The sequence below is a fragment of the Acidianus infernus genome (genome assembly GCF_009729545.1).
GTDB lineage: Archaea > Thermoproteota > Thermoprotei_A > Sulfolobales > Sulfolobaceae > Acidianus > Acidianus infernus.
The window spans coordinates 711,283-730,380 of sequence record NZ_WFIY01000004.1; the positions used below are offsets into that span (position 1 = coordinate 711,283).

Sequence of the window (19,098 nt, forward strand, 5' to 3'; positions counted from 1 at the left end):
AAACTAGTTTGTGTTAGTAAGCGGTATAGACGATGGATATTTCCCTTTGGCATATAAAGGAAAACGTGGTAAATGTCCTTTAGTTTCAGTCACATTTGACGGATATAAATTAGTAGATGTTGACGTAGAGTTCATAACTGTAGATGGTGATGATGCTACGGCCGCATACAAAAATCTTAGAAAAGGGGACATAAAGATACTTGATAGTATAATTGTTGGTGGATTTAATTATATTATACCAGATAATAATTACATTATTTATTATGCTAGTAAACCAGATATTGATAGCATATTAAATGCAGCAAGAAAACATTATAATGATAAACGTGTTAACGTGATTAAAGAGTTTTTATCTAATATGACTGCATTATCTACTAATCGTGGGACTGTTTATGTCAATACTGATTTAGACCTTAAAATGGTAAAAAACGTAATAGAGTATTATCAAACATTTTCAAAATATCCAGAACCAATAAAGTATGCCCATATAATAGGAAAGGCAATAGGTCAATCGCAACTTATTTCTGATTGAAGCCTCTTACTTGTTTTTATTCTTTCTTCTCTTTCTTTCAATCTTTCCTCGAATATCTTCTTCTCTTTTTCACTAGCTGGATTTAATTTAGGAATAGGTCTCGGTTTACCGTTCTCATCTATAGCTACAAACGAGAAAACAGTTGAGGTGACAAGTCTTTTTTCTCCAGTATAATGGTTTATTGCGTAAACTTTTCCTCCAACATCTAATGACGTATTTCCAGTATATTCTACTGCGCCTTGAATTTCCAATATATCCCCTATTTTTACTGGTGAGATAAAGTCTGCAGGTCCAGCAGATACAGTAAAAGCATTGCCCTTAGAATATAGCTTTGCCACAATTGCTAAAGCTTCATCAAGCATTGTGTACATTTTTCCAGCATATAATATACCATTCCCAAATCCATGCTCTGGATAAATGGTTCTTATGTAACTTCTAGTAAAACTTAAGTCAAGTATATCATCTACGTCGTTCATTATTTGCTTCTTTCTCTCAAGTCTTTGAATTCTTCTTTTTTCTGCATTCTCATCTGGAGGAATCTTGATATCGAGTTTTCTAGGTTTATTATTTTCGTCTACAGCCACATAAGTCATTAATCCTGCAGCACCTAATTCTTCTTTGTCTCCTCTTCTAATACAGCCTTTAACCTCAATTTCTACGGAGCTATTCCACGTTGCGTTAGCTTTAGCTATTACTCGTAATACATCACCTAATCTAGCAGGTCTAAATAAGAAGATATAATCTACAGATGCAAGTAAATAATTTCCTTTACTAATGCTTGACATTAGGATTCCTGCAGTGTCTATAAGCCAACTCATATATATGCCTCCATGTAACGAACCAAAATGATTAGTGTGCCAAGGGAAAACGTTATAATAGGTTTCTGTTCTCATTTTTTATCGCTTCCAGTAATTTCTTTTAATCTTTCGTCCCCTTTTATACTTTTTATATAGTTATATACACTACTAGGTACCAAGTCTTTCCATTCTTCATTCATTATTATTAATTTTCTTATCAATGTAGAATTATATTTATCTCTATTAAATGCAGGAGGAATATCTATTTCTACTCCTGCTTCCTTAAATAATCTAACAACTAATGGGTTTCTTGCAAATACTTTTTGGAAAGTTGGTACATACATTTTTACATGATATGCCCAAACATTATTCATTAAAATATCTGGAATTGGAATAATATAATATCTATCTGCAGGAATTCCGTATTCTGTTAGTGCCATCCTTATCATTTCTATTCTTTCTCCTGCAGTGAACGGATTATTTAATGTGTGACTTTCTTGTGCACTACCTACTATTATTATTAATTCATCAACTCTCTCTAAGGCCCATTTTACTACACTTAAATGACCTAAGTGGAATGGCTGGAATCTTCCTGGATAGATCCCTCTAAGCAAATATCTTCACCTTCTGAAGCATTAAGTTTTATAGATGCATTCTCTTTATTAATACCTATTTCTATGAAGCCGTAACCATTTTTATACACTAATAGCTCGTTACCTTTGCTTTCGCCAAAAGTATTCACTTTTCTTGCATTTAATCTGTTGTTATTGAAAATAATTTTTACATTTTCGTCTACAAAAGAGACATTACGAATGCTTGTAGCTATATTACCAAAATGATCTATATATATTATTTTACCACAAACTAGATTTTTATCCTTTATTATATTATAATCGTAGCTAAGTTTTACTAATTCATCCTTACTTATTTTTGGACCAAATGCATTAATATTCACTCCTGCCGACACAAAACCTGCAGCAGTTGCAAATATATCTCTGCCGTGGAATGTCCTAGAAATGCTTTTTGATAAGTATAATCTTGGATTGCTTATCTCAATCACTTCATCTATGCCATCCTCAGAGGCTGCAGGATATAGAACTCCGTTATCTGGGCCTATAAAGAAATAATTTTTTGATTTTACCAGTAGAGCTTTTCTACTTGTACCTACTCCTGGATCTACTACTACTAAAAATATCGAACCTTTTCTGAAATATTTGTATGACGTATAAAGTAAATACGATGCTGCATATAAGTTGAAATTTTTGGAGTTAGGCGTTATATATGTTATATCCACTTCGCTATTTATTCTTCTAATTACTGCTTCCATTACTCCATTATAATTATCGCTTATTCCAAAATCAGTTAGAATTGCTATTATTTTCCTCGTTTTTACTCACCAATAATTCTAAGTATGACTTTTTAATTTGTGTTGCTTTTATTTTATATTTTTCAAGAAATAAATTTACATATTCGATAAGTTTTTCTTCTGTTGAATTCGGTATTTCTATTTCTATAAATTCTCCAAGATCTTTCACGCTATCTAGACAAATTATAAATTCTCCATCTTTTAGAAAGATTCTGTTTTTAACAACTGTGTATACAGGTTTAAATCCAAGTCTTTCTAAAATTTTAATAAGATTATCCGCGTTATTTACATTTACTGTTATTTCTTCTCTAGATTTACTTATTTTTCCTATTTTAGGTCCCTTATATGTAAATTCTATTCCACTATCAGTCTTTCTTATTCTTAGCGCTTCATCTGTTTTTCTGAAATCTCTAAATTCACTATTAAAATAGATATCTTCTTCTGTTTCTTTCTTTATTAATTGCATTCCGTCATTCAATAATTTGGCATAAAGTTCTGCTAATGTAGGCGATTCAAGCTTTAATTTTACTTCCCTTTCTATTATATCAGCCATTTGCATGTCTACTATTGAAAACTATATAAAAAAGTATGATAAAGTCTTTGAAATTTCTCCTTCGTTAAAAGCTATAGAATTATCACGTAAGTACGGATTTTTAGATTATATGGTGGAAAGATATTTACATATATTTAGACATGAAGCAGAAGATTTTCTATATTCATGTAATTTTCCATTGAAAAAAAGTATAAGGTGTAATACATTAAAGATAGATTGTGATAAACTAGAATCGAGAATGGAACAGAAAGGTTTCGAGTTAGAAAAGGTAAGTTGGTTAAAACATGGTTATATAGTAAAGAAAGCACCTCCTAAACCTTCCTTAGGAGCTACAATAGAATATTTACAAGGTTATTATTATATTCAAGGTTTAGCTTCTATGGTTCCGGCATATGTTCTCAATCCTTCATCTTCAGATATTGTGCTAGATATGGCAGCAGCTCCAGGGGGTAAAACTACACAGTTATCTCAAATAATGAATAATGAAGGCTTAATAGTAGCTGTAGAGAAATCAAGATTAAGAATAGCATCACTTTTATCAAATATTAGCAGACTTGGTGCCCGTAACGTTTTATTATTAAGATCAGACGTTAGGACATTGGAAAAAACTACTCTCTCATTTGATAAGATACTTTTAGACGCCCCTTGTTCTGGAGAGGGATTAATACCTGAGGATCAATCTAGAAAGACAAAAACTTCGCTCGATGATTTAAAACGATTTAGCTTTACTCAGTTACAATTAATTTCTACAGCATATAAATTACTTAAAAAAGGAGGAGAACTTGTTTATTCAACATGTAGCATAGCTCCAGAGGAAGATGAAATGATAGTTAATTTCGCTATTGAAGAGCTAGGCATGAAAACTATAAAAATTTCTGGATATCCCGCAGAAAATGGAATTGTTGAATATAATGGAGTTTCATTTAATGAGGAAGTATCAAATTGTATTAGATTTTATCCTCATAAGAATGGAACAGAGGGATTTTTTGTATGCCATCTCAAAAAATGCTAGTAAAAACTCTTAAAACTCGCGAATTAATGAAGATTTTAGAAAAGATAATAATAGAATTTGAATGTTCGTACGATGAACTCTATGAGTATTTCTCCAAGTATCACATATATGAAATTATAGGAGAAAAGTTCTCACAGATAAGTATATCTACGTCAGATTTTTCAAATATAATTGATATTATATCAAAAATAGGTTTGCATCCGTATATGGTTGGCACTCCGATTCTAAGGATAACTGAATCAAAAAAGATCTTTCCATTACTACCTTTAGGTAATATTCTTTCAAAATACTGTAAAAAAATTATAAGATTAAATGAAAATCTTATAAATAAATTAATTTATGGAAAGACTATAGAGATTAATGAGAAAATTAATTTTAATAGAGTTATTATATTAAATAATTATGGGGAGTTTATCGCATACGCTAAAATTACGCGAGAAAAAAATAGTACGTTGATAATACCAGAATTAGATATAGGTTGGTATTTAAGGAAGGGTGGATAAAATATATAATAGTTATTGTCAAAGTTCTAAGTTTAGAAAGGTGAATAAGTTTGGCTGATCAAGTTCAAGAAAAGAAAAAACCTAAAAGCATTGAGGATCTTAGCGGAGTAGGTCAAGCTGTATTAAATAAATTAATAGATGCTGGATACTCAAGTCTTGAAGCAATAGCAGTAGCATCTCCACAAGACCTTAGTGTTGCAGCCGGAATTCCATTGACTACTGCACAACGTATCATAAAGGAAGCTAGAGACGCATTAGATATTAGGTTCAAGACAGCTTTAGAAGTCAAAAAAGAAAGAATGAATGTTAGAAAGATAACTACTAGTAGTCAAGCTTTAGACGGACTATTAGGTGGTGGAATAGAAACTAGAACAATGACGGAGTTTTTTGGAGAATTTGGTTCAGGAAAGACACAAATATGCCATCAAATTTCTGTAAATGTGCAATTACCACCAGAGAAAGGCGGACTATCTGGTAAAGCTGTTTATATTGATACCGAAGGTACCTTTAGATGGGAAAGAATAGAAGCTATGGCAAAGGCTGCAGGATTAGATCCCGATACGGCAATGGATAACATATATTACATGAGAGCCATAAATTCTGATCATCAAATAGCAATAGGAGACGATTTACAAGAATTTATAGCTAAAAATCCATCCGTAAAAGTAGTTATAGTAGATTCAGTGACTTCGCACTTTAGAGCAGAATACACTGGTAGAGAAAACTTAGCTGCAAGGCAGCAAAAGTTGAACAAACATCTTCATCAATTAACTAGATTAGCAGAAATATACGATCTAGCAGTTATTATTACTAACCAAGTAATGGCAAGGCCAGATATGTTTTACGGAGATCCTACTGTAGCAGTAGGAGGTCATACGCTTTATCACGTTCCAGGAATAAGAGTTCAATTAAAGAAGAGTAGAGGAAATAAAAGAATAGCAAGGATAGTAGACGCTCCACATCTACCGGAAGGAGAGGTAGTATTTGCGATAACAGAAGAAGGAATTAGGGACGCTGAAGAATAATTTTTTAAAATGGCCAATATTTTCAATATTATGGATTTTCTATGGGCTCCTTGGAGATCTAAATATGTAGCTGACTCATCTAAGAGTAAAAAAGAGGAATATTGTATATTTTGCGAGTTTCCTAAGCAAAACAATGATGAAAGAAATTTGATAGTATATAGAAGTAAATACGCTTACCTCATTCTTAATAGATTTCCGTATAATCCAGCTCATGTCATGATTGTTCCGTATAGACACATTTCGTCTATTGAGTTATTGGAAGATAATGAAGCCCAAGATATTTTTAGGTTAGTTAAAATTACGTTAGCAGCAATTCGGAAAGTTTATTCTCCCGACGGATTTAATGTAGGTATAAACATAGGTAGAACGGCAGGAGCAGGTATAGAAGCTCATGTACATGTGCACATTGTACCTAGATGGAACGGCGATGCTAATTTCATGCCAGTGTTATCAAATACAAAAGTATTACCAGAGGACTTAGAAACTACATATGTAAAAATAAAAAATGCTATTAAGGATATTATTAATAATGAAGACTCTCTCGATCACTGAAACATGATGAAGGCAGGGTTTGCAGATGACGTATATAAAATATTTTGATGAAATAGTAAAAATTAGAGAAAGAATATCTCCATATATTCATGAGACTCCATTAGATTATTCTACCACGTTTTCAAGAATGGCAAATTCGAATGTTTATTTAAAGCTAGAAAATTTGCAAAAAACAGGCTCATTTAAAGTTAGGGGTGCTTTCTCTAAGCTTCTCACATTATCGGATGAAGAAAAGAAAAGAGGAGTAATTGCAGTTTCTGCAGGAAACCATGCACAAGGTGTTGCTTACGCCTCTAAAGTTTTAGGAATTAAATCAGTAATAGTAATGCCAGAAACTGCACCCATTTCAAAGTATTTATCTACTAAAAGTTATGGTGCAGAAGTTATACTTTATGGATCATATCTACATGAAAGTATGAGCAAAGCTGAAGAAATAATAAAAGAGCGTAACTTAGTTTTAGTCCATCCCTATGACGATATTAATGTTATTTTAGGTCAAGGCACTTTAGGACTGGAAATTCTATCGCAAATATCTCCAGACGTAGTAGTAGTTCCTGTAGGGGGAGGAGGTCTAATTTCTGGAGTATCCATAGCATTGAAAGCTAAAAATAGGAACATAAAAATAATAGGTGTTCAATCTTCTGCTTCTCCTTCTTTAAAAATTTCAAAAGATCTAGGTAGACTAACTGAAATAGAGCCTTCATATTCGATAGCTGATGGAATATTAGTAAAAACTCCATCTAAACTTACTTTTGATATAATAAGTGAACTAGTAGATGATATCGTGCTAGTTGATGACGACGAAATAGCTTGTGCAATGTCCTTGCTATTAGAGAGAGCAAAAACACTTGTAGAAGGAGCCGGGGCTGCTTCTTTAGCGGCTATACTTTCATCTAAAATAAAGCTTAATCCTTCTCAAAAAGTAGTTAGTATATTAAGTGGAGGGAATGTTGATCTCTCGTTATTATCTCATATTATAGAGAAAAATCTATATAAAATAAAGCGTATAGTGAAAGTAAAGGTAATAGTTCCAGATAAACCAGGATATTTAAATAAAGTATTAAGTTATGTTGCAAAAATTAGAGGAAATATTATAGATGTAGTTCATGATAGAATAAGTAGTGATGTAAAACCAGGGTATACTAAGATATATGTAATGTTCGAGATATCTTCAACAAATGCAATAAGTGAATTAATTCTTGATCTAGCTAAGGAAGGCATAGATGCAAAGATTGTAGATTAAATTTTTATTTTAGAGAAAAAGTAAGAAGTGGGATCCAAATGGAATTTATTATCTAGGCCCTAAAGGGAGTTTTTCACATGAGGCTGCTTTAAAGATTAGCAATGCCATCTATGTAGAAGCACAATCGATATCAGAAATATTTTATAAAGTTAGTTCTGAAGGCAAACTAGGTATAGTTCCTATAGAAAATAGTTTGGAAGGCCCTATTAATGAGACCTTAGATAATTTATTTAAGTTTGATGATGTGTTCGTTAATAAAATTATTGAATTAAAGATTAATTTGGTTTTAGCATCTAAGGGAGATATTAATATAAAACATATAAAGAATATTTATACGCATTTATACGCATATAAGGAAGCACAAAATTCATTACTTAAACTAGGCATCGTTAATAATGTAATACCAGTAGAAAGTACTTCTAAAGCAGCCATATTAGCTTTGTCTGATCCAAATTCTGCAGCCTTATGTTCAGAGTTTGCTGCTAGACTTTATGGATTGAAAATTTTAGCTTATGGAGTTCAAGATTATAATAATAATATTACTAAATTCGCCTTAATTTCCAAAAATGTTAGCTTTAGAGGAGAAAGATCTATGATATTATTCACTGTTCCAGATTTACCGGGGAGTTTATATAAAGTTCTAGAAAAATTTTATACATTTAATAAGAATTTAAAAATGATATATTCTAGACCCGTCAGAAGCATACCTTGGAATTATTACTTTTATGTGGAGTATGAAGGATCTTATGAGAAGGAATTATTAGATGAACTCAAAAAAGTAACCACTTCACTTAAATTTAAAGGAAGTTATAATATTACATAACAATACCCGGTTTTAAGTTTTCTAGGCTAAATAATAACATATAGCTCCTTGCATCAGTTTCGCCTATAACTTTCTTTACAGCATCAAAAATAACTTGTTTATCCTTGCCATGTAACATACAATAACATAAATAATCCCATGGCTTATTGCTCTCTCTTAAGACTACATGTGTGGCTTCATTTATATGTAGTGCAATATTTTCACAAGCTTTCTCTACATCTTCGGTATCAATTAAAAGCATTGCGTTTTCTTTAATTCCTACTTTTTCGCCATTTAAAGTAGCTCCATAATCTTTTACTACATGCTTATCTTTTAGTTCTTTAATTAGGTCTATTAGTTGATCTTCTGTCATATTGAATTTTTCTGCTATTTCCTTAAATGGACGTTTAGTTATAGGTAATGGAACAGATAATGCTTTTAGTAATTCTTTACTAATACCTAATTCTTCAGCCGTTGGTATTTTTTCTGGTAATGTTGGTTCATTATTTTCACTCCATGAAATTCCTCTAATTATATCATATTTCACACTTAATTTTAGCGATTTTTTAGAATATAATATTATGTAATCTTTTGCATTAACTTCTTCCATTAAGTTCTTTATACTAGTATCTAGTTTTTCTCTATTCTCGGCCTTTATAACAAACCATACATTGTATTTTGGATGATTTCTTATGAAATTATGAGTTAGTTCTCTAATTCCCAAAGCGATTCTTCTATACTTTTCAAGGTTTTCTAAAGGAATTTGTGCTGCAACTAATGCTCCATCCATACCTTTAGCTCTAAAGTTTATGTACATACCAATTCTTTTTATTATCTCTTCATCAACAAGCTTTTTTATCCTATCTATTGTTTCGTCTTCTGAAATACCAAGTTTTCTAGAAATCTCATAGAATGGAGTAGGGGAATAAGGAAAATGATACTCTAATTCCATAAGTAGGTTTTTATCAACTTCATCTAACTGCATATATAGTTCTTTTCAGTCTGAAATAAAAAACGTTAGCTTAAACCCAGTTTATTTATAATTCCTCTTGCTGCCAGTATTCCTGTAGCAGCTGCTACATTTATTCCTCTTGATAATCCTGCTCCATCACCGGCTACAAATAAATTATCTACTACGGTCTCCATGTTGCTATCTACTACTGTCTTTACACTATAATACTTGATTTCCGGTGCATAAAGTAAAGTATTTGAAGAGTATATACCAGAGGCTATATTATCCAATCTTTCTAACCCTTCTATTAGGTCTGAGATTATTCTATATGGAAGTCCCATACTTATATCTCCTGGAGTAACGTCTCTAAGGGTAGGCTTAACAGTAGATCTATTTATTCTCTCCCAAGTGCTTCTTCTACCTTTCTCAAAATCTATAAGGCGTTGGAGTATTGGTTTTTCTCCTCCCAGTCTTGTCATAAGTCTAGCAATGCTTTTGCCATATTCTATTGTATCTTCTAATGGATCAGAAAGTTTTATTGTAGCGAGGAACGCAAAATTGGTATTATTACTTTTTCTATCAACATACGTTTCTCCATTTACCCCTATAGTTCCATCATCGTAGACTTCTTTCATTATAAAACCTCTTGGATTAACGCAGAACGTTCTAACTTTATCATCATACTTTTTAGAGTACATAATAATTTTTGGATCCCATACTGCAGATGTTAGTTCGTCCATAACGAAAGACTCTACTTCAACTCTTACACCTATATCTAATGGACCTGGAACAGTGTCGACGCCTAATCTCTTAGTTTGCTCATAAAACCATTTTGCCCCAGCTCTACCTGGCGCTACTAGGACTATCTTTGACTCTATTTCACCTTTACTAGTTTTTAGGTTAAATGAATTTCCGGTTTTTTCTATCTGATAGACGTCTGTTAATTCAGAAATTTTTATTCCATTTTGCTCAATATAGTTAGTTAAATTTTCTATTACTTGTGGACTTTTATCAGTTCCTATATGTCTTTGAACTATTGGTACAAATTCTGCACCAACCTTTGCAGCTTTCTTTTGAATTTCCTTTGTCTTCTCTGGATCTGGTTTAAATAGTCTATCTTTTGGTGCTCCAAATTTTACAAAGATCTCATCTACGTAATTTATTAACTGTTGTGCAGCGTCCCAGCTACGCATAAGTTCGTGTAAATCTCCTCCTATATCTGGCCTTAGATTTATTATACCACTGCTAAAAGTTCCTGCACCACCAATACCGTAATTTATATGGCAAGGATTACAAAAAGTGCACTTTTCTTTAGGAGTTAATAGCGGACAAGATCTTTTAGAGGCTCTAACTCCTTTATCAACGAGTAATATTTTATAATCGGATTTTCCTTGTAAAGCGTTTGCTAATTCATATGCAGCAAATAAACCTGCTGGTCCGCCACCAATTATTACTACATCATACATTTTACTCACCCAATTTCTCTTTTCTAAGATCTATTGTGTCCATAGCGTCTTCTCCAGTACCTATGAGAGTTATTGGCACTTTAAGTTGATCCTCTAGGTCTTCTATCCATTTTTTGGCTTCGTTAGGTAATTTTTCGTATTCTCTTACTTTATACGCCCCCTTAAATAATGCATCTAGCTTTGTTATTGCAATTTGTGTCGCTGTATTTAATTGAATTGCTTTCTTTGCTAATTTGATATTAAATGGTGCAACTCTTCTCTTTCTTCCAGTTACAGTTGCAATTTCAATTAGACCTAATTTTTCGGCTTCTTCTTCGCTTAGCTCTCCTTCTAATGGACCATTCCCTACTCTAGTTACAAATGATTTAAATACAATTATTATATCTTTTACGTATTTTGGTCCTATTCCTATCTCACTAAGTATGCCAGACGAAGTAGTATTCCTACTAGTTACATAAGGATATTCGCCATGATACAAACTTAAATACGTACCTTGAGTTCCCTCAGCTAAGATTTCACTTCCTTTTTCTATTTCCTCAATTAATGTATTAGGTACATCTATTGTATATTTTGAAAGCTCTGGATAATCTTTTGCAAGCTTTAATATTCTTAATATTCTTTTTGCTTCAGCATATCCTACCCCCTGCCCTGTACTCCCTACTGATTTCATTAGGTTTTCATCATTTCTTTCTTCATAAATCTCTTTTTCAGTTATAATACCTACGTGATAATCCATGAAGAATCTATCTTCAGAATTTGTTTCCTTAAGTTCCTTAATTAATTCCGTTATAGAAGTTAATGCTCCCGGTCCAAGCATTAGTTTAGTAGATTTATTTACAAATGCTGAAGGAATTATCCTTATTTTCCATTTGTTATTATTATAACATACAGTGTGTCCGGCATTTATAGATCCTGTTCTTACAGCAATATCTGGCGAATCCTTAAGTGATAAGTAAGATGATATTTTACCTTTACCTTCATCTCCGTAGAATCCACCAACAAGAATATTAAGCATTTAACACCGTTTTGGTAAATATGCTCTCAAGATATAAAAAATTCTCTAATGGCAATCTGTAATTATCGATGCATATTCTTAGAGCGTTTAAATATGTAGTATTTACGATTAATTTATAATTAAAAAATAACCTTCTCTTCTAATGAGCTATTTATAGCTTCTTTAATTTCTATAGCTATCCTTCTACCTAAACTTATTGGTTTGCCAAAATATAGTTTAGAATATTGACTACCTATTCCCATATAAGCATTAGTCCCTCCGCCAATTCTTGGCGCAACGTCAAAAACTACTATATCTAAGTCCGGAGTTACTGAAAGCTGTAAAGTAAAAGGACCTATTATTCCAGGGGGCTCAAGTTTTTGTGTAGCTTCTACAAAGGCATACCCTATTTCAAACAACTTCTCAAGTAAGCTTTCTCTTATAGTCGCCGGCTCATGGCCAACCTCTATAAGTCTAGGAGTTCTATTTAAACTAAGTTGAATATCAGCAGGTAGTTTGTAGAATTCATCCCAATCGCTTTGTATTCTTCTATCTATACTAATAATTTCTGTTCTATTAAAAATTGGACTATAGAAATAATTAACATTAAAATATGCTCCTAATATGAATTCTTCTATTACCATTTCCTTTATGCTTTCCTCATCTATTATTCCATCCTTTTCTAGTTCCTCTAGTTTTTTATCAAAATCTTCCTTATTCTTGGCAAAAAAGAATCCTCTTTCTACACGCCTTTTCGATTCTGGAAGTTTTACTATAACCGCAGAATCTATATTATCTGGAGTGTAAATTCTAGGCCTCCTAATTTTTGCCTCGTCTAACAATTTATAATAGTTCTTTTCGCCTTTTCTTTCTTCCCATCTAAGCATTTTTCTATTTCCAAAAAATTTTACCTTCATATTCTCTAGATTATCGTAACCAACATAAACAGCAAGACTTCTATTTGGTACTATGATTGCATTTTCAGAAATTAATTTTTGTTGAATACTTTCTGATGGTATTTCCTTAAAATCATTTAGTAAAATACATTCGTCTACTATTCTTTTAAACTCTAAATATGGTCTTTCTCTCCCTTTCTTACACAACGCAATTGTGCTAAAACCTTCGTCCTTAGCCCCATCAAATACGTCTAAGGCCGAATGACTAGCTAAGGCTGAGATTTTAATCAAGTTGTGACTTCACCAAGTTTATTTTCAAGCTTGGCTATTTTAATCTCTCTTGCAATCCTTCTACCTACGCTCATTGGCTCGTCCCAATAAAGCCAACTATATGGGCTACCTTCTACATATAAATTTGTACCTGCAACTATCCTCCCAGAAAATTCGAATACTACTATATCTAAACTATCTGTTACAATTGATTCTAAACAGAATGGTCCTATCATGCCAGGCGGAACATTTTCCTTTACAGTATTTACGAAGTTTTCAGCATATTCAAATGCCTTAGGTAATATGCTTTCTCTAGCTACAACTGGAATGTTGCCTGCTACAACAAATGTTGGATCTACGTTAATAAGATTTGTTGGTAATCTTCTTAATCCATCCACGTTAGTCTCATATCTAATATCCATTCCAGTTATTTCTACCCTTTTAAAGATAGGGCTGTAAAAAAAGTGAAAATACATTGGTATTCCTATTACGTATTCTTGAATTATTACTTCATCTATAGATTTAATGAGTTTAGCCTCTAGTAATTTATTAAGACTTTCTTTTACTTCCTCCTTATTTTTTGCTATAAAATAACCTTTTCCGCCTTTAGCTCCAGGCAACTTTACTATAACTAATCTATCAACATCTTCTGGACTTTCAAATGACTCTGGTATTTTTATCTTAGCCATTTTTAATAAACTCATTTTTTTATGCTGATTAGCTTCCCATTCAAATAAATTCTTATTACCAAATATTGGAGTTTTAATTTTTTTCACTCTTTCCATTCCCAAATACTCTATAAGACTTCCATGCGGTATGAATACACTTTCTTCATTATTATTGTTTATTAAATCTAATGCTTCATCTAAATTACTATAACTTCTTACTTCATCAATAAAATTGAATCTTTTATAGAAGTTTTCCCTATTTTTATCAGTAATTACACTTGTTGCTAACCCTTCTTTTTTTGCACCATGTAAAATTTGTAAAGAAGAATGGCTACCTAGGGTACTAATTATCATTTCGGCTAATAGTAGTAAATAAAGATATTAAGTTTGATTTTAAGTAGATTTAGATGAACATTTGTCCTTTGGATTGGAGATATGGAAGTGACGAAATGAGAAAAATCTTCTCTAGAGAGGGTATAATAAGATATAGAATACAAGTCGAAATAGCTTTACTTTATGCCTTAAAAGACTTAGGTTACGTTTCACAAGAAGATATTAATGTTGTAGAAAAAGTTTCTGAGAATATAGATTTAAGCGAAATAGATAAGTTAGAAGAAAAATTAGGGCATGATGTAATGGCAATGGTTGTATGGTTAGCTGAGAAATCTGGAGAAAGCGGTAAATTCATACATTTTGGTGCTACTAGTTACGATATCGTAGATACAGCTTACGCATTAATGTTTAGAGACGCGTTAAATATTATTGAAAGAAAACTATTAGAAATTCTAGACACCCTTTCACAAATGTCCATAAAATATAAAGATACAATTATGATAGGAAGAACGCATGGTCAGCACGCGTTACCAATAACCTTAGGTTTTAAATTTGCAAATTATGTATACGAGCTTTCTAGATCTTTGGAGAGAATAAAAGATACAGAAAGAAGGCTTATAAAAGGCAAATTTGCAGGAGCAGTAGGTACAATGGCAGCATGGGGAGATAAAGGGAGAATTATTGAAGAAAAAGTCATGCAAAAACTAGGTTTGACTCCTCATGAGATTTCAACTCAAGTTGCTCCAAGAGATGGTTTTGCCGAAATTATTTCTGACTTAGCAATTCTTGCTTCACAGCTAGATAGATTTGCATTAGAAGTTAGGGAACTAATGAGACCAGAAATAAGGGAATTAAGCGAAGGTGTAGGAAATAGAGTAGGAAGTAGTACAATGCCCCATAAAGAAAATCCAGTTACTGCAGAAAAGATAAGCGGTTTAGCTAAAGTAATAAGAGGGTTATGCTTAACTGAATTAGAAAATATACCTCTATGGCATGAAAGAGATTTAACAAATAGCTCATCAGAACGTATAGTATTATCTCATGCTTTTCTAATAATTGACGAAATGTTAGATAGTATGCTTTCATTATTACATAATTTGATAGTTTACCCTGAAAATATGAAGAAGAATATTGAAATTACTAAAGGACTTATTATGGCTGAAAGTTTAATGATCAATTTGACCTTAAAGGGAATGCCTAGGCATATTGCTCATGAACTATCAATGAAACTTTCTAGAGATGCTGAGAATAACGGTCGTTCATTATTGGAGGAAGCTATGGAAAATGAAGTGATTAAGAAATATTTTACAGCGGACGAAATTAGAAGGATACTGGATCCTAATAATTACTTAGGTCAAACAGAATATCTAATACAGAGGGCTATTAAGTACTACGAAAAGTTAAAACAGGAATATAATTTAAAAATTCAGAATACTAATTCATAATTGCCGCCGTAGCTCAGCGGGTAGAGCGCCGGCCTCGTAAGGGTTAAGTCAAGAAAGCCGGTGGTCGCGGGTTCAAATCCCGCCGGCGGCTTTGGTGCACAAAGATGAAATTAAAGGATATAGGAGAGCATGAATTCATAAGAAGAAGTTTATCAAAATATTTAGGACATAATATATTCTATGATATATATACGGAAGATGGCTTTACTTATAAAATAGATGGATTTCAACTGTCATATTTTTTCTCCTTTATGGACTATTATGATATTGGCTGGAAAGCAGTAACTGCAACAGTAAGCGATATAATCACATCCGGTTCTAAACCTAGAATAATTCTTTCTTCTATTGGTGTAAATTCTGAGATGGAAGATAAACAATTAGAAGCCATATTTTATGGAATAATTAATGCTGCCGAATATTATGAAGTAAAGTACGTAGGAGGAGATCTAAATAATTCAGAAAAAAATGGTTGGATAGATATAGCTGGAATAGGAAAGAAACTCTGCGATGCAAAAAATAATCCAGAAGAAGGAGATATTATAATCATCTCAGATGAAATAGGTTTTACGTCGGAAGTTTTTATATCATATCTAAATAATTTTAATATACCTATACATGAAATATCTAAGTTAAGAGTAAAACATCCTATAGTTAATAAAAATATACTTAATTTTTATAAAGAATTCTGTAATTATATAGTATCCTCTACTGATATCAGTGATGGGTTACTTATTTCATTACAGAATCTATCTGATAGATTAAATTATTCTATATTAATAGAGGATTTTAATATTAACCATAGTGTATACGAAAATTTACGTAGATATGGATACGGAGTAAATGATATATTAAAATATTCTGGAGAAGAGTTTTCATCGTTATTTGTAGTGAAAAAGGAAAAAGCACAAGAAATGCTTGAATGGCTTTATCATTACAATTTTTCTTCTAAAATATTAGGAAAACTTGGAAAAGAAGGAGAGAATGAAATAAAGTATAAAGGTAATAAGCTAGCTATATCTGGCTGGGATAATTTTAAGGGTTGGTATTAACTAAATAAACGGTTTATTTGGAGAATATATTTATATATAAATTAGAATAACTAGTGTCCTAGATGTTTAGATGGCACAAGTAGAGACTCAGAAGAAAGAAGGAGGATTTAGATTACTTCCAGCTCCATCAAAATATGAGAATGGTGTAGTAAAATTTGGAGATAGAGAAATAAAAATAGGCGGACCTTTGCCAAAACTGGCCGAAAATGAAAAGCTGATAAGAGTAACTCATTCTTTATGTCCGGTCTGTTATAGATTATTACCAGCAGCTATATTCGAAAAAGATGAAAAGATGTATATAAGGAAAGTTTGCCCAGAGCACGGAGAATTTGAAGATTTATACTATGGAGACGTAGGAATGTATTACAAGTTTGATTATTGGGAATATGAAGGCAAAGGACCTAAAGTACCTTATGTTGATTTGAAATCTCCCTGTCCATTTAACTGCGGATTATGTCCAATGCATCATCAGCACTCAGCATTAGTTAATCTAGTCATAACTAATAGATGTGATCAAGCGTGTTGGTATTGTTTCTTCTTTGCGGAAAAAGCTGGATATGTGTTTGAGCCAACGTTAGAACAAATAAAATTCATGGTAGATCAACTTAAGAGACAAGAGATCACTCTAGTCATTCAAATAACTGGTGGAGAACCAACATTAAGGGAAGATTTAGTACAAATTGTAAAATTATTAAGGGAATCTGGAGTTAAGCATATTCAGCTAAACACTTGGGGAGGAACTTTTGCAAGACTTTACATGGAAGATCCAGACAAGGCTATTAAGTACGCAATGCAATTAAGGGAAGCCGGAGTTAACACCGTATATATGAGTTTTGATGGAACTAATAGAAGAACTAATCCTAAAAATCACTGGGAAATTCCATACACATTAGAAGTATTCAGAAGAGCAGGAATGACTAGTGTAGTTTTAGTTCCTACAGTAATAAAAACTACTAATGATAACGATCTAGGTAATATTGTAAGGTTTGCAGCAGAAAACATAGATGTAGTAAGAGCGATAAACTTCCAGCCAGTAAGCTTAACTGGAATGATGAAAAGAAATATGAGGTCTAGATTTAGGATAACTATACCAGAAATCATTAAGGATATAGAAGATCAAACTGATGGAGAAATTACAAGAGATAGTTGGTATCCTATAGGAACCTCAGTAGTATTTTCTAGATTGATAGAAGCATTAACAGGAAAAGAGCAATTTGAAATGGCTAATCACCCTAGCTGTGGTGCTGGCACTTACGTATTTGTAGAATGGAGAGAAGGTAAGCCGCATTTCATACCATTATCTAAGTTTATTGATCTAGAAGGACTTCTAGAATACTTTAAGGAAAAAGCTGAAGAGCTAAAAGAAGGAGGTAATAAGTATTGGGTAGGATTGAAAATATTGTACAATATTAGAAAGTTCATTGACAAAGAGAAAGGACCTAAAGACTTCGACGTATATAAGATGTTATATAACATTATCGTAAATCATAATTACGAAGCATTAGGAGAATGGCACTATAGGACATTATTCCTAGGTACAATGCACTTTATGGATTTATACAACTATGATATACAAAGAGTAATGAGATGTGATATACACTATGTAACGCCAGATGGTCGTGTAATTCCTTTCTGTACATACAACGTATTAAATGACCTGTACAGAGATAAAATACTAAAAGAATACCAGATACCACTAGACGAATGGGTAAAGTTACATGGAGAAAATAGTATAGGCGATCAAGTCAAGTATAAGAGAGTAGTAAGTGACTTAGAAAAAGGAGAAATATACAAAAATACATACAAGCATTTCATGTAAGAGTATTTTCTTTATTTTTATAAATTCTTTATTTTGTTATGATTTTTATATATCAAATGAACTTCCTCTTTGCATTCACAAATTTTAACATCTTCTAGATCTAACTTTGGAGAGTTTTTGCCTAGAAATCCCTCACCATTAGCTAAACTTACACCATTTCCGAATATTCTCGGAGATATAGTTATTCTTAGCTCATCAAAGCAATTTTCTTTAATTACGCTCCATATTAATTTCCCACCACCTTCTATCATAACTTTATGTACATTAAAGTTAGACTCCAGGTCATTCATTACATTACATATGTTAAAGTTATCTAACTTTCTTATTATGACTCCTTTTTCTTTTAGCTTATTTTCGATATCTTTATTCTCAGAACTATTAGAAGTATATATTATAGTCTGAGGTGGTATATTAAATATTTTATAGTTTATATCAAAATTTAGGCTATTAGATATTATCACTCTAATGGGATTTTTTCCATGGGCATATTTTAAAGTTAGAGAAGGATTATCTATACGTACAGTATTTCCTCCTATCATTATAGCATCAACTTCAGATCTAAGAATATGTTGGCGCACTTTATCGTATTTACAGCTTAGTTCACTATAGTAATCTTTTGATGCTAATTTTCCATCAATTGTTATAGTAGAGAAAATGATTACATACATTTTTCATCTTATGACTTGCAGTCCTTTAAACCATACGCGTATATTACATACATTACGAGTTTTACATTCCACACAGCAACGATAACAAACATTAATCTTTTTTACACTACAGTATTTTACTTCCCTTAATTCTCCACAAGAATCACAAATCTG

The 19,098-nt window shown here is 32.1% G+C and carries 20 protein-coding genes and 1 tRNA gene; 11 read left to right on the plus strand and 10 right to left on the minus strand.

Going from position 1 to position 19,098, the window contains the following annotated elements; translation table 11 throughout:
* The first annotated feature begins 10 nt into the window (after positions 1-10).
* Positions 11-532 (plus strand): endonuclease dU, encoded by a 522-nt coding sequence (locus D1867_RS04400; protein ID WP_338077956.1) that lies wholly within the window; start codon positions 11-13, stop codon positions 530-532.
* Here the strand turns inward: D1867_RS04400 and D1867_RS04405 are convergent.
* Genes D1867_RS04405 through cyaB form a run of 4 tightly spaced genes read right to left on the minus strand, consistent with a single transcriptional unit; the run spans position 508 to position 3,248 of the window.
* Entirely contained in the window at positions 508-1,425 is a 918-nt protein-coding gene (locus tag D1867_RS04405; RefSeq protein WP_155862963.1) for an acyl-CoA thioesterase, read from the minus strand. The genes D1867_RS04400 and D1867_RS04405 overlap by 25 nt on opposite strands.
* A complete protein-coding gene (locus D1867_RS04410) occupies positions 1,422-1,943 on the minus strand; it encodes a nicotinamide-nucleotide adenylyltransferase (RefSeq protein WP_155862964.1) in 522 nt (173 codons plus the stop codon). Before D1867_RS04410 ends, D1867_RS04405 begins: the two co-directional genes overlap by 4 nt.
* Positions 1,898-2,656, minus strand: a complete 759-nt coding sequence (locus D1867_RS04415) for an SAM hydrolase/SAM-dependent halogenase family protein (protein WP_240872157.1) — start codon at positions 2,654-2,656, stop codon at positions 1,898-1,900. Before D1867_RS04415 ends, D1867_RS04410 begins: the two co-directional genes overlap by 46 nt.
* Positions 2,657-2,687: 31 nt before the next feature.
* Positions 2,688-3,248: a class IV adenylate cyclase gene (cyaB, locus tag D1867_RS04420; protein WP_240872158.1), complete on the minus strand. Its 561-nt coding sequence runs from the start codon at positions 3,246-3,248 to the stop codon at positions 2,688-2,690.
* Positions 3,249-3,252: 4 nt separating this feature from the next.
* Here cyaB and D1867_RS04425 point away from each other — a divergent pair, with 4 nt between their 5' ends.
* The 6 genes from D1867_RS04425 to D1867_RS04450 all read left to right on the plus strand — a co-directional run bounded on the left by D1867_RS04425 (position 3,253) and on the right by D1867_RS04450 (position 8,406).
* Complete coding sequence (locus tag D1867_RS04425; RefSeq protein WP_155862966.1) at positions 3,253-4,260, plus strand: RsmB/NOP family class I SAM-dependent RNA methyltransferase; 1,008 nt, start codon at positions 3,253-3,255, stop codon at positions 4,258-4,260.
* Complete coding sequence (locus tag D1867_RS04430) at positions 4,239-4,763, plus strand: hypothetical protein (protein WP_155862967.1); 525 nt, start codon at positions 4,239-4,241, stop codon at positions 4,761-4,763. Before D1867_RS04425 ends, D1867_RS04430 begins: the two co-directional genes overlap by 22 nt.
* 50 nt (positions 4,764-4,813) lie before the next feature.
* The gene (gene radA, locus D1867_RS04435; RefSeq protein ID WP_152940056.1) at positions 4,814-5,788 is read left to right on the plus strand and encodes a DNA repair and recombination protein RadA; all 975 of its coding nucleotides are present in this window, start codon (positions 4,814-4,816) and stop codon (positions 5,786-5,788) included.
* Between the two features lie 30 nt (positions 5,789-5,818).
* Positions 5,819-6,340: an HIT family protein gene (locus tag D1867_RS04440; RefSeq protein ID WP_155862968.1), complete on the plus strand. Its 522-nt coding sequence runs from the start codon at positions 5,819-5,821 to the stop codon at positions 6,338-6,340.
* A 25-nt stretch (positions 6,341-6,365) separates the two neighbouring features.
* The gene (gene ilvA, locus D1867_RS04445) at positions 6,366-7,583 is read left to right on the plus strand and encodes a threonine ammonia-lyase (protein ID WP_155862969.1); all 1,218 of its coding nucleotides are present in this window, start codon (positions 6,366-6,368) and stop codon (positions 7,581-7,583) included.
* A 94-nt stretch (positions 7,584-7,677) separates the two neighbouring features.
* Complete coding sequence (locus tag D1867_RS04450; protein ID WP_420809289.1) at positions 7,678-8,406, plus strand: prephenate dehydratase; 729 nt, start codon at positions 7,678-7,680, stop codon at positions 8,404-8,406.
* Here the strand turns inward: D1867_RS04450 and D1867_RS04455 are convergent.
* From D1867_RS04455 to D1867_RS04475, 5 genes are all read right to left on the minus strand, one after another.
* On the minus strand, positions 8,399-9,370 hold the full coding sequence (locus D1867_RS04455) for an AsnC family transcriptional regulator (RefSeq protein ID WP_155862970.1): 972 nt from the start codon (positions 9,368-9,370) through the stop codon (positions 8,399-8,401). The two genes, D1867_RS04450 and D1867_RS04455, sit on opposite strands and share 8 nt — an antisense overlap.
* 32 nt (positions 9,371-9,402) lie before the next feature.
* Positions 9,403-10,803 carry an NAD(P)/FAD-dependent oxidoreductase gene (locus D1867_RS04460; protein WP_155862971.1) on the minus strand — a complete coding sequence of 467 codons (1,401 nt, stop codon included), beginning with the start codon at positions 10,801-10,803 and terminating at the stop codon, positions 9,403-9,405.
* 1 nt (position 10,804) lies between these two features.
* The gene (locus D1867_RS04465) at positions 10,805-11,818 is read right to left on the minus strand and encodes an adenylosuccinate synthetase (protein ID WP_155862972.1); all 1,014 of its coding nucleotides are present in this window, start codon (positions 11,816-11,818) and stop codon (positions 10,805-10,807) included.
* A gap of 119 nt (positions 11,819-11,937) precedes the next feature.
* Positions 11,938-12,984 (minus strand): formate--phosphoribosylaminoimidazolecarboxamide ligase family protein, encoded by a 1,047-nt coding sequence (locus D1867_RS04470; RefSeq protein ID WP_155862973.1) that lies wholly within the window; start codon positions 12,982-12,984, stop codon positions 11,938-11,940.
* A complete protein-coding gene (locus D1867_RS04475; protein ID WP_155862974.1) occupies positions 12,981-13,985 on the minus strand; it encodes a formate--phosphoribosylaminoimidazolecarboxamide ligase in 1,005 nt (334 codons plus the stop codon). Before D1867_RS04475 ends, D1867_RS04470 begins: the two co-directional genes overlap by 4 nt.
* Positions 13,986-14,038: 53 nt before the next feature.
* On the opposite strand from D1867_RS04475, the gene purB reads away from it, so the two are divergent.
* From purB to tes, 4 genes are all read left to right on the plus strand, one after another.
* Positions 14,039-15,409 carry an adenylosuccinate lyase gene (purB, locus tag D1867_RS04480; RefSeq protein WP_155862975.1) on the plus strand — a complete coding sequence of 457 codons (1,371 nt, stop codon included), beginning with the start codon at positions 14,039-14,041 and terminating at the stop codon, positions 15,407-15,409.
* Positions 15,410-15,411: 2 nt separating this feature from the next.
* Positions 15,412-15,500: transfer RNA gene (locus D1867_RS04485), tRNA-Thr, on the plus strand.
* A 13-nt stretch (positions 15,501-15,513) separates the two neighbouring features.
* Entirely contained in the window at positions 15,514-16,458 is a 945-nt protein-coding gene (locus D1867_RS04490) for a thiamine-phosphate kinase (protein ID WP_155862976.1), read from the plus strand.
* Between the two features lie 70 nt (positions 16,459-16,528).
* Positions 16,529-18,277: a tetraether lipid synthase Tes gene (gene tes / locus D1867_RS04495; protein WP_155862977.1), complete on the plus strand. Its 1,749-nt coding sequence runs from the start codon at positions 16,529-16,531 to the stop codon at positions 18,275-18,277.
* Between the two features lie 17 nt (positions 18,278-18,294).
* On the opposite strand, the gene D1867_RS04500 is transcribed toward tes, so the two are convergent.
* Positions 18,295-18,945: a 2,5-diamino-6-(ribosylamino)-4(3H)-pyrimidinone 5'-phosphate reductase gene (locus tag D1867_RS04500; RefSeq protein ID WP_155862978.1), complete on the minus strand. Its 651-nt coding sequence runs from the start codon at positions 18,943-18,945 to the stop codon at positions 18,295-18,297.
* Positions 18,946-19,098 lie beyond the last annotated feature (153 nt).